Here is a 16939-nt window from a genome sequence, read left to right on the forward strand (position 1 = left end):
CTTAATTAGACTATCCTTCGATTAGCCGGTGAAGCCGGTAAATCATAACCGCCGCCTGCGCACGGGTGGCGGAATAGCTTGGACCAAACCGGCCCTCTTCCAGACCGTTCAAAATCCCGTTCTCCTGTAAGACAATAACCGCCTCTCTTGCATAAGGAGAAATGCCGGCTTGATCGGTGAATCGCATAGGCTGATTGGGCTTATTCCAATCGGTATGGAGGATTTGGGCCAGCCGGAAGGCGATCGCCGCCATATCCTGACGGGTAATGCTTTCCTCAGGGCCGAAGGTTCCATCCTCCCGGCCGCTGACAATACCGATCTGCTGAGCAGCAGCCACAGCTCCGGCATACCAGTCACTCGTCTGTACATCGGTAAACGCTCCAGGAGATGCGCTGCCGCCAGGTTCGAAAGCGTTCATCAGCATTTGTACAAATTGTGCCCTGGTCACCTGGAGGAATGGATCGAAGGTTCGATCGGTGGTTCCGTTTACGATCTCACGGGCCGCTAAGCCTTCGATCTCGGCTGAGGCCCAGGCGGCGCTTCCCAGATCATCGAAGGAAACCTCAGGCAATTTGACGACATATCTGCCAAATTCCTTGGTGGTGAAGCTTATACTTCCGTTATCCGACTGGTAGCGGCTGTTCTTGATCAATTCCGCCTCCCCGTCCACCTTTTCTTTGTAGATGACCAGACGATGGGCAGGCTCACCCGGTTTGGGCTTATAGGGTATGGAGACCTTCATTTTCGCCCCATTATCTGCTCCTTCAACGACTTGCCCGTCTAGGCTCAGATGAATCTCCCGCTCTGCTTTAGCCTCCGGTGAAGAAGGAATGCCCTTCCCGACCTCGAACCGAAACGCTGACTTTTGAGATATTGTTAGACCATCCAATAAGGTATAAGGAAGCGAGATGTCAGCGAGCGGGGTTCGAATGGTTATTCGTTCGATGCCCCTGGCGGACGCCGCTCGGAGCGGAGCAGCCGCGAAGGTAACGGAAATCTTCTTGGCTTCCCCGGTGGTCTGTACCTGAATTTCTATCTCATGTCCTTGCGTTTCCCGGATGGCTGCATCCAGGGACTCTCTGGAAACCTCCCCATTCGCCGTTCCGAGGGAATCCGGAGTCACCATTACGTCAAGTCCCATTGAGTTTGACGGCTCAGATGGTAAAGAAGGTGCAGGTGCTGGGGGCCAAGTCGTCTCTCCATCGGATGGAGCCGTTGGAGCAGATGGAACAGATGGCTCAGAAGGCGTTTCCGGTGATGGCGATGGCAACGGAGTTGGCGTCGGCGTTGGTGCTGGTGATGGAGATGGTTCCTCCTCTTCCTCCTGTTGCTGGATGTTGTAATGATATTCCGCTACGGGGCTGCTTCCCCCTCCGTCCCGAATGGCGACGGCTTGGAGAACTGCCGTTCTCGAGATGGAAAGGGGACCGGTATAACGCAGGCTTTCGGCGGTCGGTACCGACCCGTCCAACGTATAGTGAATACCGGCATCTTTGGAATACGTCTCGAGTGTAACCGTCTGGGTGCCCGGATAGGTTCCCGAAGGAAGACTGGCCACCGGCTCCAGCAAGTCATTCTCCACCTGGATCTCCATTAAGCGCGCTATGTTATCTTGAGGGTTAACCGGCTTGCCTCCCCAGGACGGCTTCAGGATGGTAAGCCGTAAGGCGGTGGTTCGGACCGACTCGAACACGATATCGTTGAATTCCCTGAAGAATCCGTCCTTCTCGTTATCCCTAACCGAGCCGGCTGTTTTCCACTCCTCTCCATCGGCATACTCCACCGTATAATCACGCAGGTTCCATTTCTCCCCTGTTAAAGCTCCGCTCCATACCTTGACGCGGTTAATCGTCTGGGGAGTCGGCCACCTAAGCAGAAATTCGTGCCGGGCTTCCGTTCCCTGGGACAGCCATCGGGTGGCCAGATTGCCATCCACGGCATTCTCCTTCGGATTACTGCCCGTTGTCGAGTCCACCGTAATCTCCGCCAATTGTGCGATATTGGTGACGACAATGGGCCCGAAGGCCGGAGAAGGCGACGAAGTCCCACCTTGATTAACGGCTTTCACCCGGTAATAGTAGGGAACTCCGCTGGCGGCCGTTGTATCCCGGAATGGCCGTTGGTTTTCGCTAAGATGCGAACCTACAACCTCCCACGGTCCGGATGGAGAGGAAGCTCTTTCAACATCGTAAGCCTCCGCCCATTTGACCGGCTCCCAGGAAATGGAGGAAACCGATTGGAAGGGGAGGATAGCCGGTGAAGCGGGGACGGGAGGAGCGCTTGCCCCGACGGCCCCTTCCGGATTAGAGGGCTCGGAAACACCTGCCGCATTCTCTGCCAGGACTCTGTAGAAGTAAGGGATGCCGCTTACCGCGGTGTCGTCCCGAAACGGTTGATAAGGAACATCGCTGTCCAATACTTGCGTGCCGACCGTTGTCCAGGGACCGGACTCGTTCTCCGCGCGCTCGATCCGATAGGAATCCGCTCCAGCCGACCCTCTCCACGAAATCCCGAGAACCGATTCAATCGGAAGCAGAACCGGTGCATCCGGTCTCTCCTGGGCGGGAACAGGCCATCCCCGGATCTCGTAAGCCTTTTCCTGTATCCATTGCATCAGGATTCTTTCATCAAAGCTGTCTCCTGAAGAAAAGCCGGGCCAGCGGTAATCGCCTGCCTTGTTATAGAAGCCCCCCTCTTTGTTATGAGATTTCAAGGTCCATAGAAGAGCACCTGGAATCCCGGAGGAGATAACCTTATCCGTCAGATTCTTTAAATTTTCCGTATTGGACTGGCCGAACTCCCCTACGATGAACGCCTTTTTGCCTATGCTCTTGGCTCTGTCCGCCTCGGCACGAAGAGCGTAATGGGCTCCTCCGCTCTCATAATAGTGATTGGATACGATATCGACGTTCGGGTCTTCCAACGAGGCATCGGTGATGCCATAGTGCCCATCCATAACCAAATGATTAGGATCCAGGCTTTTCAGATAGGCGGCCATTTCCTGGGTCCATTCGTCGGGCGAATACAGTTCGTTTCCTGTTTCCCAAGCGAGGATAGCCTTATCATCCTTGTACTTAGCTCCCGTGTATGTATTCGTTCGGTTCACGACATATTGGACCAGATGCTTATAATCATCCTTCAGCTCCGGATCGGTGTAGAAGACATCCTGTGTTTTGCCGCGTAGAGCCGCAAACTGCTTAATCCCTCCTACATGGTCCCACGTATCCAGGAAAGGAATGATTACCCGGACCCCGTATTGATTGGCTAACTGAAGAACCTTGTCCAGATCGCGGAAGAACTCTTCGTCATAGTCCCGCAGCCCATTGATATGACTCTTCTGATCCCCGTTCGCCGTCCCTCCTTTGACGGTAAAGGTATAGATGCGGGTAGCCGTCCCCCCCATCTGCCTTAACGACTTAAAGATATCCTCCTGTTCCCAAGGATCGGCCCGGTGCCAAGCAGGCGCAGGCATATAAGTAAGGTTGGAGGCATTGACGGAAACAAACCGGAACTCTTTGCTGCCGTTCATTAACTTGTCTCCGTTCCGTGTAATGAAATGATCCATTCCGGCAGACGGAGGATCGACAGAGGCATCGGGAGTACCGGATACAACAATTCCGTTCGAGACATTGCCGGAGTGATCCATGGCCTGTATGCGGAACTCATAGGCTGTTCCATTCGTCAGTCCGGAGAAAAGGCGCGTTTGAACGGTTGCCGGAACATATACCGACTCCGTGACCGCTCCGGTTTGTGTGATCCGGATGCTCTCCAAATCTTCGTCCGGCGGGTCATTCCACGTAACCATTAACTGTCCGTCCGCGGGGGTTACGACAGGATTGGTTACTTCCTGCGGGGCTGTCTGGTCAGCCAAAGGAATGGAATAAACCTCTATCTCAGCCAATCTTGCGATTTTGTCGTCGGTGGAGTAATACCCTCCCCAGCTGGGCTTCGTGATATGAAGCCTGAGCTTGGATACGGTCACAGGAGCAAAGACCAGATCATTGAATTGCCCTTGATTGTTATCTTTGTCGTTGTCGACTACAGCGGCGATTGTGACCCATGCGCTTCCATCCCAGTAATCCAGCGTATAATCGCGAATATGCCAGTTAGAGGCACCGTTTCCCGTATTTCCACTCCATACCTTAACCTGATTGATGGACTTGGCCTTATCCCACGTCATGATAAATTCGTGCTCGTACGTTCCACTGCCGGACACCCAGCGGGTGGTTTTGTTCCCGTCTACCGCCATGGTTGCGGTGTTGCTTCCGGTTACCGAATCGACTTGAAGCTGGGCAAGACCTGCGATATTAACGGAGGACGTTTCCGCCACGACCTTGTAATCGCTTCCACAAATAACGCCGCTAACCAGGACCATTATGAGCAGCCAGGCGTTCCATTTTCTCAAAGTCCCATCATCCTTTCTCCTTTGAATTTGAACCGGGTTTAAGATGGTAATTCTAGTCGAGTTGATTATAAAACTCCCTAGTGGGCTTGGTAAGGTCACTACCATGACTTGATCTGTTCGATTCGTGACATTTTCGGAACAAAAATCTGCAAACCGATAAGCCTTTCCCCTTCCCAATAGGAAGTCGGAAAGGCTCTATTCGTGTTCCTGGACAATTCCCATGCTTTTCGATAGTAGCTGGCCGGCTTTTGCCGGTTGAATTTGATTATACAAGTGTTTCACCTGGTAAGTGGATTTAGCAGGTCTCATAATAATTATGGAATACGAACCATGGAAGGGGTGTCTGAATGATGAAGCAAAACAAGTATGATGACGTGAATTTTTATTCGGCGTATGAAAAAATGCCGCGTTCCGTAAAAGGTCTGGAAGGCGCAGGGGAATGGCATGTATGGCAAAACTTATTACCAGATTTGCGAAATAAGAGTGTCCTGGATTTGGGTTGCGGTTTTGGCTGGCATTGCCGATATGCTCGTGAGCAGCAAGCAAGTTCAGTGGTCGGAGTAGACATATCCGGGAACCGAGCAAGATTGGTATTACGATGACCAAAAAAATCGTCTGCATTGGGCGGTCGATACCTATCAGAATGAGGGGGTTCGGGAAACATCATTTCTAACGGATAACGTGATAAAATATCACCGAACCTTATCCACTTATATAAATAACTTAATTGACGCGGGTTTCCGTATTAGAGCGGTGAAAAAACCCATTCCTTCTGAGGAAATGCTGCAAAACATTCCGGATGGATGAGCTGCGAAGGCCCATGTTTTTAATTGTATCAGCCGAAAAGCCTTGAGCCTCACCCGGTAAGAACCATGTGACGCTACATTAAGATCTAACCTAGCCTTTCTTTTAAGAAGCCCAACACCAGTTCTTTGAATCGTTCGGGTTCCTCGGCGCTTGGCGCATGACCAGAGTTCTCCATCTCCACAAAGATGGAATCGGGAATGAGACTGGAGATTTCTTGTCCGTAAGCCGGCGGATTAAGCCCGTCGTATTTGCCGCTTATGATTAAGGTCGGCGTCTGGATGGAGGGCAATAAGGAACGAAAATCGAACCCTTGAAAAGCTTGGTTCGCCGCAGCCGTTTCTTCCATAGTCATGACCGGTTCCGGACTCAGCAGTTGTTTTTGCAGCTCCGGGCTCACTTTCTGTGCGAAACCGGAGGCAAACACCCGCTCCATAAAGAAAGCTCCTCTATCCGGCTCGGTAAGGGACTTTAGCTCGTCCGCATGCCTTTCGCTAAATTCCTGAAGAGACGATTTCAAACCGTGGGCTTTCGTCACGACCAGAATCAGCTTGCCTATCCGGCTTGGCTCCGCAAGGGCCAACCCTTGGGCGATATACCCCCCGCCTGAAACCCCAATCACGTGAGCCCTCTCGATGCCCAGCTCGTTCAGCAGCCCGAGGCCGTCTTGAATATGATCCTCCAATGTATAGCTGGCGGGCTTCTCCGATCTCCCGTGCCCCCTGCAGTCATAGGCAATGGTCTGGTAGGCGCGAGACAGCCATTCGATGGCATGGCTCATCTGGCTGGCATTTCCGCCGTTCCCGTGAATAAGCAGGATCGGCTCCCCTTCCCCTTTCCCTTCCACATAGAGCTGGATTCCATTAATCGTTTTCATGGCCATAGCTTTCAGTCTCCTTATACAGGAATAAAATGTGCGAAAAAAGCCATTGCATTTTGGTGCAAAAGGAGTATGCTGGGGTCAAAACCCCATGGGAGAGTTGATCTTGAGCGTCTCGAAGGAAATCAAACGGCTGCTGGTGATGAATGCCTCGTCCAATATTATTTTCAACTATGTCGGCATTTTCGTAAATCTGTATATTTGGGAGTCGGGCAAGAGCATCCGGGACGTGACCTGGTTCAACTTCATCCTCTTTGCGGCCTGGACCGTCACCTTTATCGCCGGGGCCCGGCTCATGACCCGGTTCTCCAACCGGCTGCTCGTTCGGGCGGTGGCCTTGAGCGGAGCGGCTACCTTCCTCCTGCTTACCTTTCTTCATCTGGATAACCGGTTGCTCTGGATCACGATCATTGCTATACCGGTCGGAACGATGTGGGGAATCTACGCGGCCGCGCAGAACATTACCCTCAGCCTGTTCGGCAAGGGGAAGGATTTTGCCGGCTATTTCTCTGCCTCCACCATTATCGGTCAAACGATTTCCGTCCTGAATCCCATTGTCTTTGCCCTGGTGATTAAATGGATCGGGTACACGGGCTCTTTCGTGCTTATGTTCGTTTTCGTCACGATCCTGCTGGTGGTCTCGTTTCTCATTCCCCCGATCTCCCTGTCGGGTGAGAAAATGCCGTTGTTCCAGCACGTCTCGTTCTCCCGGGTCTTCACCACCGCTTCCTTGAGGTGGATGGTTCCCTCCTGCCTGGCGGCCGGGATCTTCCTGCAGTTTCAAGGCCTGTTCGCCCTGCTGTTTACCTTCTCGGTTTCGAAGGATAAGCTGATCATCGCGCTCTTGAACGTACTGTACACGGGGTCGGCGATAACCGCGATGATGCTCTACCGTAAATTCGCCCTTCGGGATAACGTCTGGCTTACCGGGGGGATGGTTTGTGTGTCCGCCGGTTTTCTGGTCACGATGATCCCTTACGCGCCGCTGCTTATTGTGTCCAACCTTCTCACGACGATGGGCATGTTTTACTTCTCCACGATATGGAATACCCGGCAGTTTGCCATCATCAGCGTGTCTACCCCGGTGGAGCAAGCCCGGATCTTTATTTGGCGGGAATGCTTCCTGAATGTCTCCCGGATAGTCCTTCTTCTTCTGGTGCTGGGACTTCAGGTGAAGGATTTCCAGGGGGCCGGCTTCTTCCTGCTACTATTCCTCGCTCTATTCTGCGCGGCAACCATCCCCTATTTCTCAAAAATGGGAACGGACTCCTTCGAGAAAGAAAAAGGAGAAACCGTTCCCGTCTAGTGGGCTTAGCCTATTCTATTGAAGAGGACTGGAGCGGCTACTCCAGCCGGAAGGTGGAAACCGCCTTCCGGGCCTCTCCAAACATCCGCGTGAATTCCTCGGCTTCCGCCCCTTGGTACGGATTGTCATAATCCAGAGGATCCAGATAGTAATATCCCCTCCCGTTATGTTCCCCCAGCTTATGAAATAGGCCGTTTTCATCCTGCTTCCATTCCTTGGCGGGAACGGAATAGATGACGAGGATCGTGGCCTTCAGCCCTGTCTTGGAATTGTAGACCAGCTCGGTCTTGGTCTCTTCTTCAACAGCAAGGAACTTGCCGAACCAGGACTTGGGCAAGGTCAAGCTATACGCCCAATATTGGTTCTCATAGGTCACATGATCGAAGGGGAATTCCTCGGTCGAATCCCCCTCCCCTGCCGGATTCTCCGGAATCTGGGCTACATACCAATGCTCTTCCTGCTGCTTAACCCGGATGGTCGCCTTCTGCTCGCTTTCCTTCTTGGTAGAATCGGCATAGACGAACGTAATCGTATAGCTGACCGTTCCATCGGCATTATCTGTCCCCTTGCTCACGGTATATCGGTCCACCCATGGCGAGGAGGTGCCGGTGACCCAGAAGGAGGCTTCCATCTTCTCCTTCTCTTGGGCCCGCAGGTCATCCGTCATAAGGGCATATTGGAGGGCCCCGTTGCGCTTCTTAACCGCTTCGGCCCACTGCTTGGCGGCTTCTTCCGGCGATTCGGCCGCTACAGCCGCCTCCAGCAAGGAGATCTGCTGCTGAAGCAGTTTATCGTCCGGACGGTCGATATGTACGGTTCGGGTCTCGTTGTCCCACGTAACCTTCGCCCCAAGCGCTTCCGCCAACGGACGGGCAGCGGCCATCGTGACTCCCTCTCTAAGCTCTGCTTGTCCTTCCACCCCAAGCAGGCTGCCGTTGACGACAACCTTCAATGCTCCATCCGCCAGAGCCGTAGCCCCCATCACACTGGAGAGCAGGACGGATCCTGCTATTACATATTTCTTCATTGTCATCCCCCCTGGATAAAGTTGGTCTTTCCCCCTTATAGACGGGGAATTCCCCGAATAGGTTACACTTTACGGTAACTTTCCCCGTAAAACATGACCAGAACTCTCCCTTTGCCGATTGTCATTTTGTCGGACAAGCCGTAAACTGAAGGCAACAGGAGGAAACCATGGGCAGATTAAACGAATACCCAAGCGAATACGCCGAATTTCTGTTTCATACTCCGGATGAAGAACAGCAATCCCTAGGCCTATGGCCTGTGCAAGCCGGACGCAACATGGCCAAGCCGCATTATCTGTCCGGACCGCGCCAGATCCGGTATTACAATGTGCATCTGATTCTGGACGGTAAGGCGGCATTCCGCAGCGGGACGATCGAAGCCACCCTCGGCAAAGGAAGCCTGTTCGTCTTATTCCCTGGAACGACCTTTCAATATTCCGCCGTTCCGGGCGAACGCAAGCTTCGTATGACGTGGATCGGTTTCAACGGACCTGCTGCTGGACCTCTGTTAAAGCAGGCGGGTCTTGAAGAATCCCGGCCTTTCTGGCCGGAGGTTCCCGTGAGCGGGCTTCCCGCTAAATTCCGCGAGCTGCTTCATGAATACCGCCAGCTCGGCATAGGCGGCAGCTCCCTGCAGCTCATCGGCCACTTATACGGGCTCTTCTCCCAGCTGGCGGCTGCAGGTCAAAAAGACATGGAAAAGCAGGACCAGCCTGCCTGGCTGAACCCATGCCTTTCCTACATGAACTCTCATTATGCCAAAGGCTTAACCGTTCAGGATGCCGCGTCCTTCGCGGGTCTGCACCGCACCCATTTTTCAGCGGTTTTCTCGGAGAAGATGGGGCAGTCTCCTCTGCAGTATTTGCAGGGGCTCAGAATGCAGCACGCTTCCCATCTGCTCGAGGAGACCGATTGGACCGTAACGGACATCGCCCTTTCGCTCGGGTATCCCGACCTCTATTCCTTCACCCGCGCGTTCCGCAACTACTACGGGCTTCCCCCCACGGAGTTCCGCGCCGACAGGCTAACGGACGGGTACGTTTAATTCGCCGGCAAATGCTGCAAGATCCACGACCTTGCCGCCGTTAACCCTGGAATGCTCCGCGGCGAACGCCATCATGTGGCTGCGGACGGAAGCCGAGGCCGACGTTAAAGACTCTTGACCGTCGTAACCCCGGACTTCCTTGACGAAGCTGTCCACCACTCCCTCATCTCCGCCGCCATGGCCGCTGGAGGGAACCGGGATCGTGATCTCCATCTTCTCCCCACTGAGGAAATCCCACCAGATGATCTTGTTCTCTTCCCCTCGAAGCTCCCCGCGGGTCCCCATAATTTGGATGCGGCGCTCCGAATTCATCGTAAACGCACACATGCTGAACATGGCCGTCGCTCCATTCGCAAACTCCATATTTACCACCTGATGATCCACGACGTCATTGTCGCTCTTGTATACGCATCGTCCGTAATCCGTATCGCGGAGGCCTTGAATGATTTGCGCTTCGGTTAGCTCGGGGGCAAAATGGCGCGCCCAATGCCGGTAGGTGTCACTTAGATAGAAGCGCGGGGCGGCATAGGGGCATTCCCCCTGCACCCGGCAGTCCAAGCAGCGGTCGGCGGCCCCTTCCGGCGCCTGATCCGGTCGGAAATGCTTAAGGGAACCGAAGGAGCTGACGCGCTCGCAGGGCTGGTCCACCAGCCAGGACAGCACATCCATGTCGTGGCAGGATTTAGCCAGGATCATCGGGCTCGATACCGCCGAATGGCTCCAGTTTCCGCGGACAAAGCTGTGGGCCATGTGCCAGTAGCCCACGTTCTCGTTTAGCTGAACCGATATGACTTCACCGATCTTTCCTTCGGCTATGATGGCTTTCAGCTTGCTCCAGAAGGGAGTATACCGCAGCACGTGACAAATGGTAAGCAGCCGGTAGTTCTCCTTCGCCGCTCTTTCCATCTCCAGGCATTCGGCCGGATCGGGAGACATCGGCTTCTCGAGCAGCACGTGGTATTTCTGCTTCAGCGCCCGCAGGGTAGGCTCATAATGCTGACGATCCTGCGTGGTAATCAGGGCGATATCCGCCAGCTGCGGGTTAGCCAAAAGCTCCTCCCACGACTCATACCGGTTCTTGGCGGGAATGCCGTGGGCTTCGGCAAACGCTTCCCGGCGTTCCCGGTTAGGTTCGGCAACGGCGATAAACTTCAGCTCATGCGGGTACTTCAAGGCATAAGGGGCGTAGCATCCGGCCCCTCTAGCTCCGGCTCCGATCAAGATGGCGGTCAACGGACTCATGATCTCTTCTCTCCCTTTCTCTCATTGGCGGCATGCCTGCATTCCCCTTTATAGTAAGGCAGCTCGGGAAAGGGTGAAATATCATTATGTCTGCCCTCTTGTCATTTTGTAGGGCGAACATTGGCTCTCATAGAGCTAGAAACTTTTTCATTGGGAGGAGGTATAACGTTAGAAGGAACTTTCCATTCCCTTACATAAATAGAAGGAGTTGAATTTAATGAAGAAGCTAATCACAGGATTTGCATGCGGCGTCATCGTCTCCTTGGCCACTACGGCGTTGGCTTCCCCAACCTTGGTGACCAGCCTGTTCCCTATCCACTTTACCTTCAACGGACAAAGCAAAGAGCCCGACGCGGACAGCGCCATTCTGAATTATAACGGACATGCCTATGTTCCTGTTCGTTTTATAGCAGAGAACATGGGCGGGCTGGTGGGCTATCATCATGAATCCCAAACGGTTTCGATCCGGTACCCGGACCCGCGGCCCGTCTCCTCCGAGCTAAGCTCAACTCAGACCGATGGAGCCTTCCAGCTTGCTCTCTACTCCGCCAAAAAGGCATATTCTGCAGGAGAGCCGTTAACCATCTGGAGTACGCTAGAGAATGTAGGACAGACGGCCGTTTCGCTTGCGCATTCCACCCCGATCCTTCAATACTCCATCAAGGACCGTTCCGGAACCGTCCGGACCGAGGCGTCCTTTGACGCAGGAGGCTCCGTTCTGGAGAAAGACGCTCAATACCTACAGAGCTTAACGCCGTCCATCATCCGCTATTTTAACTTTCAGCGCAGCGGGAGCCGTGACTTCGAGGCCTTCCTCCAGTCTCCGAATACGGACATTTTGGAGCCTGGTATCTACACGGTAGGGGTGCAGGCGGTCATCCGTCCGCAAAATCAGGAAGAAATCCGGCTCTACCGGGAGATGGACATCGAGGTCAAATAGAACGGGGCCGCTCCCCTCTCGGATCCCCGCCTTCTTCTCTTTCGGGAGCGCTCTTCTTCTCCTTCAGGATGTAGGTAAACGGAGTGGCCAGCAGGCAGATCACCGCGGCCGTCAGGAATACATCCTGCACGCCCAGCGTCATGCCCTGCTCTCTGAGGAGCGGAGTTCCCGCCGCAAGTTCGGTAGCCTGCTGGCGCGGCTGAACCGCACCTTTTGAGCAAATCCTTGCCGCAAACTAAAGGAAGCCGCGAGGATCGCAGCCTCCTCCTGCCCGTCCCTTGCCGATCCTACGCGAACTTCAGGCGGTGCTTTACGGCAAAGTTACTTTTTTGAGCTCAGGATAAGTCTCGGACAACTTCTCTAGAGACGCCTCTGATTTCCCTTTTAGGTGCCGGTCCATAAAAGCCGCGGTCAAATCTTCGGTAATCCTCAGGCACCGCACAGGCTCAATTTCTCCTCCTATTCCGATCCTCTCCCGGAGCGGCTGAAGTCCGAAGTAAAGGCCGATATCCGTAAACTTCATATGATCGCTGCCCTGAATGGTATACAAGGCCCCGTTCTGCTTGACGGCATCCGCGAGCCCAAGCAAATTCTCATTCGCCTTCCGATATTCCTCGTCGTACGCCTCCCTGCTTCCATAAAGCTCAAGATTGATTTGTTGGTCCAGTTCGGGCAGATCCTCGAATTTCTCCATTAAAGCGCGCCGTTTCTCGAACAGCTGAACATGGTACCGGTCATTAGCTATCATAAGGAGGGGAGCCAAAGATGCGGCGTCTTTCGGCGGCGTCCGGTAAACAAATCCGTCCACATTAATGGCGGCCTTGACTCGTTTATCGGTGAAGGCCAGGTCATAGACGGCGGCTCCGCCGACGGAGTGGCCAACGGCTCCAAGCCGATCGAGATCGAGCTTGTTCTTAAACCGGGCATCCAGGCTTCCGGCATTGAGCGCTTCCAGCTTCCCGATCACGAATCGGGCATCCTCCGCCATGATTTCCGAGATGATTCCCGCCGGTTCAACCGCCTGGAAATCGGTTGTCGCCTCCTTTTGCGAAACAATGCGATCGGGAAAGGCCGTTGCAGCCGATACATACGTATGATCGATCGCCGCCACGATATAACCGCGGCTCGCCAAGTCTTCGCAAGGAGAGGTTTCGACCTCCATGGACGTACCGGCGCCGTGAGAATACAGCACAACCGGATAACTCGGTTCCTTGTCTGCGATCGGAGAATTCGGCAGGGCATTCGTCTTAACCAGCTTTAGATGATCGAAGAGAAACGAAGGTAAGCCTTGATAGAAGCCGGTGAACGCCCGAAGCAGTTCGCCATTGCCGTCGAAATAGCGTAGAGGGGTCCCTCCCTTCTCCATCCCAGCCGGATAGTACAGCTTGACCATAAGCTCTCTCTTCTTGGGGGCCTTATCCAAAAAGGGATCCTGGCGTTGCTCATCCACCAGGTGGAAGCGCTGCACCCCGACCGCGTAACTTCCCGATGGCCGGGGAAGCTGGAAGACCGGCAGCGCATAAGCCAGAAGCACGGAGAAAGCCAACAGTAGTATGGCCAAGCCATAGGCAAAGCCCCTCAGGGCCTTCGACAGGGTAGTCCTCTGAAGGCTGCCGCGCTTTACGACGGCCAGGTGTGCCGCAAACAGAAGGACCAGAAGATACGAGAACGCCAGCTGATAACGGATGCCCTCCACGAGGGCATGAAGAATCAAGACCGAGACGTTAAGGGCGACGGCCCAACTGCGCGTGCGGCGGCTGGCTTTTCCCAAAAGAAGGAATAAAGCAACAAGATTAGCGGCTATAAGCAGCCATTCCAATAATCTCATGTCCACCCTCCCTTAGGATCCGCTGTGGACGTCCGCCTTCGTCGTATAGACGATGCAGAAAGCGGAAGAAACCACAAAAACGGATAGTAGGATTCCAAGAGCGGCAGGTCCGTAAGGATTCGGCCCTACGTTATTCGCGATGCCCTCCGCCAAATGCCGGACCGGCCAATAGGGGGTCAGCCAGGGAAACAGAATGCCTCCCCGGCCATGACCTATTTCCCCGATGACCGTAACGATGGTCGCCATTCCGCCCACTACCGCAGCGGGAATGATGCTTTTGCCTACAAAGCTGAGAGCGGCCGCAACCGGAACGGTTCCGAAGGAAAGCAAGCCGATGAAGAGATTCATCCGGATGCCGAGCCATACCGCTTCGGCTTGTCCCGGGTGCCGGAAGAGATGCACGCTTCCGAACAAGAAGACGAACACGCAGGAAATCAAGACCGTTAGAAAAATGAGCGGGAGAACAACCAGCAGCTTAGCCGCTACGATCTGCCACCGGGGAACCGGGTAGGAAAACAGCTGATTGATCGTTCGCTCCTGATATTCGCGCGCCACGATATAACCCGTCATCAAGGTGAAAATCGAGGGAGCCATCATGACGAGCATCATCCCCTGCCGGTAAAATAGGCTCTGCAGGTCGAAGCCAACCGGTGTTCCATCCGGCGCCGTTTTCGGCAAAAGCTCCATTAAGGATATTAAATTGGAGGGCAGCGCCCCGATCAGAACCAGCCAAAGCATCCTCGTATGCTTAAGCTTTCTCCATTCCGTAAGAAGTAAGCTAAGCATGGGCGTTCCCTCCAGTCAATCGGATAAAATAATCCTCCAGGCTGTCCCCCGACAGCCTAATCTCGTGTACTCCTACTCCATGGCTGGTCAACGCTTGAGTAACCGAAGCCGGGTGATCCAGAAGTTCATAAAGATGGATAACTCCGGATTCTGTCACCACATAGTCGGAGACACGAAGCTGCTGCTCCAGTACATAGGCCGCCTTCTTGTCTTCGTCGACTTTTATGGCCAAATAGCGTCTCGACTTGATCTGCAGGTCCGCATAATCCATTTCCTCTACCAATTTGCCCTGATGGAGGATTCCGATCCGGGTAGCCAGCTGCTCGACCTCGCTCAGCTGATGGCTGGAAATCAGAAAGGTGATTCCCCTCTGCCGGGCCAGCTCCTTGAAAAGCTGACGCATTTCCTTAATGCCTCCCGGATCCAGTCCGTTGGTCGGCTCGTCCAGGACAAGAAGCTCCGGCCGATGAAGCAGGGCTCTCGCCAGCCCAAGCCTCTGCTTCATCCCAAGCGAGAAGCCCTTCACCTTGCTATGCTTCGCATCCAGCAAGCCAACCGTGCTTAAAGCGTCGTCGATGTATTCCTTGTTGCCGATCCCCATCAGCCGGCGGTGAAGGTCCAGATTGTCGGCCGCACTCAAATTCAAATAAAATCCCGGATATTCGATAATGGCTCCTATCCGTTCCATCACCCGGCTGCTGCCCGGCCCTCCTTCCCCGAATAATTCCATATCTCCCGATGTCGGACGGATCAGGCCCATGATCATCCGAAGCGTTGTCGTTTTGCCCGCTCCGTTCTGCCCGAGGAACCCGTAGATATCCCCTGTCCGTATGGACAGATTGACGAAATCTACGGCCGTGTGCTCCCCATACCTCTTGGTCAGCCGGTTGGTTCTTACTATATAGCTCATCACCCATTCGCTCCTTTCGGAACCTATTATGGCGGAGAGTTCTAACAAACCTTTAAGAAAGGTCTTACAAAACTCTTACATTTTTCGAGAAACGGATAACGAGGGAAGGCCAACCGAGAAGACGGTTCGTTCCCCGGGCAGGCTTGACACTTCGATCCGTCCGCCCTGCTGCTCCACCAGATGCTTCACGATGGTCAGTCCCAGGCCGGTACCTCGGATATTCCGGTTACGGGAAGCTTCTCCCGTATACAGCCGGTCAAACACACGGGACAGCTCCTGCGGAGGGATCCCTTGTCCCCGGTCCCAGACCTCCATCCAGGCCAGACCGTTCTCCTCCCGCAGCGAGAGTCCAATCTCGCGGCCATCCGTGCCGTAACGCAGGGCGTTCGAGAGCAGATTGTTCAGAATGCGCCTCACGTAAGCGGCATCCCCTCTTGCATAGACCGGTTTATCCGGTAAGTCTAGGGAGGGAGTAATCTCCACCCTGGTGAAGTCCGGATAGAAGCCAAGAACCACCTCCGGGAGCAGGTCCGTCAGGTTGATTTCTTCCAGCTCCGGTGCGGAACCGTCCGATTCCAGCCGGGCCAGCTCGAAGAATTGCTCCAGAAGCGTCATCAGAGCTTGTCCCTTATCTGCTGCTATGCGAAGAAAAGCGGCACGTTCCTCCTCGGTTAAGGAGGGATCGGTCCGGAGGGCTTCCATATAACCGAGGAGGGAGGTAAGCGGAGTACGGAGGTCGTGGGAGAGATTGGAGATCATCCGCTTGCGCTCGTCCTCCAGTGTGCGGATCCGTTCCAAAGCGGCCTGGAAGGAATCAACCATCCGGTTAAGTTCACCTCCCAGGTCCTGCAAGTAATTGTGTCTGGTGTAGAGCCGGTACCTTCTGTTCAATTGGCCGCTGCGGATGTCCTTAGTCGTCCGGGCAATTCCTTCTATTTCTTTGCGAAGCCGGATGTGGTACCTAAGAAGAAGGGAACAGAGGAGAAGGATTGTTAAAAAGAGGCTGGGGATAAGCATGCTAGTCCCCCTTTCCCAACCGGTAGCCGATCCCCCATACCGTAAGGAGATAAACCGGGCGGGACGGATCCGATTCGATTTTGGCCCGGAGCCGGTTGATATGGACCATCACGGTATTATCGTCGGAGCGGCTGTCCTCCTGCCAGACGGATTCGAAGATTTGCGGCTTGGAGAAGACCTGGTTCGGATGGGATAGGAACAGCTTCAAGATGGCATACTCTTTAGCTGTGAGCGGCTTCTCCTCTCCGTTTACGCGAACTTGATAGGTCCCCGTGTCTAGCTCCAGTCCCCCATGCTTGATAACCGGAGGAGAAGCGGACGTATGGTCCGGTTGGAAGGCCATATAGCGCCTAAGCTGAGCGTTTACCCTCGCCACCAGCTCTCCAATGGTGAACGGCTTGGTCATGTAATCGTCCGCTCCCAGCCCGAGTCCGTCAATTTTGTCCATTTCGCGGTCTTTGGCCGACAGGATGATCACGGGAATCGTCTGGTTCTCCCGAATTTTCCGTAATACCTCGCGACCCTCCACTATAGGGAGCATCATATCGAGTATCACCAGCTGATAATCCGGCCGGGCGATCCGCGTAAGCGCTTCTCGACCGTTGTAGACGGACTCCGTAACGAACCCCTCTTTGCTTAAATAGTTGGCGATCAATTGGTTGATTTCCCGATCGTCTTCTATGATCAGAATGCGGGCTGCCTTCATGCCTAATCCCCTCTTCCCGTCTAATGAAATCATCCTCTGTATTGT

Annotated in this window: 13 protein-coding genes and 1 pseudogene; 4 read left to right on the forward strand and 10 right to left on the reverse strand. The window is 54.2% G+C overall.

From position 1 onward, the window contains the following. Nucleotides 1-10: 10 nt before the first annotated feature. Nucleotides 11-4405, reverse strand: coding sequence for an S-layer homology domain-containing protein (locus tag MJA45_RS14700; RefSeq protein ID WP_315602667.1), 4395 nt, complete (start codon nt 4403-4405; stop codon nt 11-13). A 350-nt stretch (nt 4406-4755) separates the two neighbouring features. Here MJA45_RS14700 and MJA45_RS14705 point away from each other — a divergent pair. Further along, nucleotides 4756-5258 (forward strand): annotated as a pseudogene (locus MJA45_RS14705) (class I SAM-dependent methyltransferase). Between the two features lie 39 nt (nt 5259-5297). Here MJA45_RS14705 and MJA45_RS14710 read toward each other — a convergent pair. After that, complete coding sequence (locus MJA45_RS14710) at nt 5298-6092, reverse strand: alpha/beta fold hydrolase (RefSeq protein ID WP_315602668.1); 795 nt, start codon at nt 6090-6092, stop codon at nt 5298-5300. A 103-nt stretch (nt 6093-6195) separates the two neighbouring features. On the opposite strand from MJA45_RS14710, the gene MJA45_RS14715 reads away from it, so the two are divergent. After that, nucleotides 6196-7395, forward strand: a complete 1200-nt coding sequence (locus MJA45_RS14715) for an MFS transporter (RefSeq protein WP_315602669.1) — start codon at nt 6196-6198, stop codon at nt 7393-7395. Between the two features lie 37 nt (nt 7396-7432). Here MJA45_RS14715 and MJA45_RS14720 read toward each other — a convergent pair whose 3' ends face one another. Next, on the reverse strand, nt 7433-8422 hold the full coding sequence (locus tag MJA45_RS14720) for a stalk domain-containing protein (RefSeq protein WP_315602670.1): 990 nt from the start codon (nt 8420-8422) through the stop codon (nt 7433-7435). A 167-nt stretch (nt 8423-8589) separates the two neighbouring features. Between MJA45_RS14720 and MJA45_RS14725 the strand changes: the two genes are divergently transcribed. After that, nucleotides 8590-9465 (forward strand): AraC family transcriptional regulator, encoded by an 876-nt coding sequence (locus MJA45_RS14725; protein ID WP_315602671.1) that lies wholly within the window; start codon nt 8590-8592, stop codon nt 9463-9465. Here MJA45_RS14725 and MJA45_RS14730 read toward each other — a convergent pair. Then, nucleotides 9445-10707, reverse strand: coding sequence for a Gfo/Idh/MocA family protein (locus MJA45_RS14730; protein ID WP_315602672.1), 1263 nt, complete (start codon nt 10705-10707; stop codon nt 9445-9447). The two genes, MJA45_RS14725 and MJA45_RS14730, sit on opposite strands and share 21 nt — an antisense overlap. A 217-nt stretch (nt 10708-10924) precedes the next feature. Here MJA45_RS14730 and MJA45_RS14735 point away from each other — a divergent pair, with 217 nt between their 5' ends. Further along, nucleotides 10925-11647 carry a stalk domain-containing protein gene (locus MJA45_RS14735; RefSeq protein ID WP_315602673.1) on the forward strand — a complete coding sequence of 241 codons (723 nt, stop codon included), beginning with the start codon at nt 10925-10927 and terminating at the stop codon, nt 11645-11647. Here the strand turns inward: MJA45_RS14735 and MJA45_RS14740 are convergent. The 6 genes from MJA45_RS14740 to MJA45_RS14765 form a co-directional block, all read right to left on the reverse strand. Next, nucleotides 11640-11789 carry a hypothetical protein gene (locus MJA45_RS14740; protein WP_315602674.1) on the reverse strand — a complete coding sequence of 50 codons (150 nt, stop codon included), beginning with the start codon at nt 11787-11789 and terminating at the stop codon, nt 11640-11642. The two genes, MJA45_RS14735 and MJA45_RS14740, sit on opposite strands and share 8 nt — an antisense overlap. A 168-nt stretch (nt 11790-11957) precedes the next feature. Continuing rightward, nucleotides 11958-13475, reverse strand: a complete 1518-nt coding sequence (locus MJA45_RS14745; protein ID WP_315602675.1) for an alpha/beta hydrolase family protein — start codon at nt 13473-13475, stop codon at nt 11958-11960. Between the two features lie 12 nt (nt 13476-13487). Then, the gene (locus MJA45_RS14750) at nt 13488-14261 is read right to left on the reverse strand and encodes an ABC transporter permease (RefSeq protein ID WP_315602676.1); all 774 of its coding nucleotides are present in this window, start codon (nt 14259-14261) and stop codon (nt 13488-13490) included. Then, complete coding sequence (locus MJA45_RS14755; protein WP_315602677.1) at nt 14254-15171, reverse strand: ABC transporter ATP-binding protein; 918 nt, start codon at nt 15169-15171, stop codon at nt 14254-14256. The genes MJA45_RS14750 and MJA45_RS14755 overlap by 8 nt, the downstream gene beginning before the upstream one ends. A gap of 75 nt (nt 15172-15246) precedes the next feature. After that, entirely contained in the window at nt 15247-16188 is a 942-nt protein-coding gene (locus MJA45_RS14760) for a sensor histidine kinase (protein ID WP_315602678.1), read from the reverse strand. A gap of 1 nt (nt 16189) precedes the next feature. Beyond that, entirely contained in the window at nt 16190-16894 is a 705-nt protein-coding gene (locus tag MJA45_RS14765; RefSeq protein WP_315602679.1) for a response regulator transcription factor, read from the reverse strand. Between the last annotated feature and the right edge of the window lie 45 nt (nt 16895-16939).

The sequence above is a fragment of the Paenibacillus aurantius genome (assembly GCF_032268605.1).
GTDB classification, from domain to species: Bacteria; Bacillota; Bacilli; order Paenibacillales; family NBRC-103111; genus Paenibacillus_AO; species Paenibacillus_AO aurantius.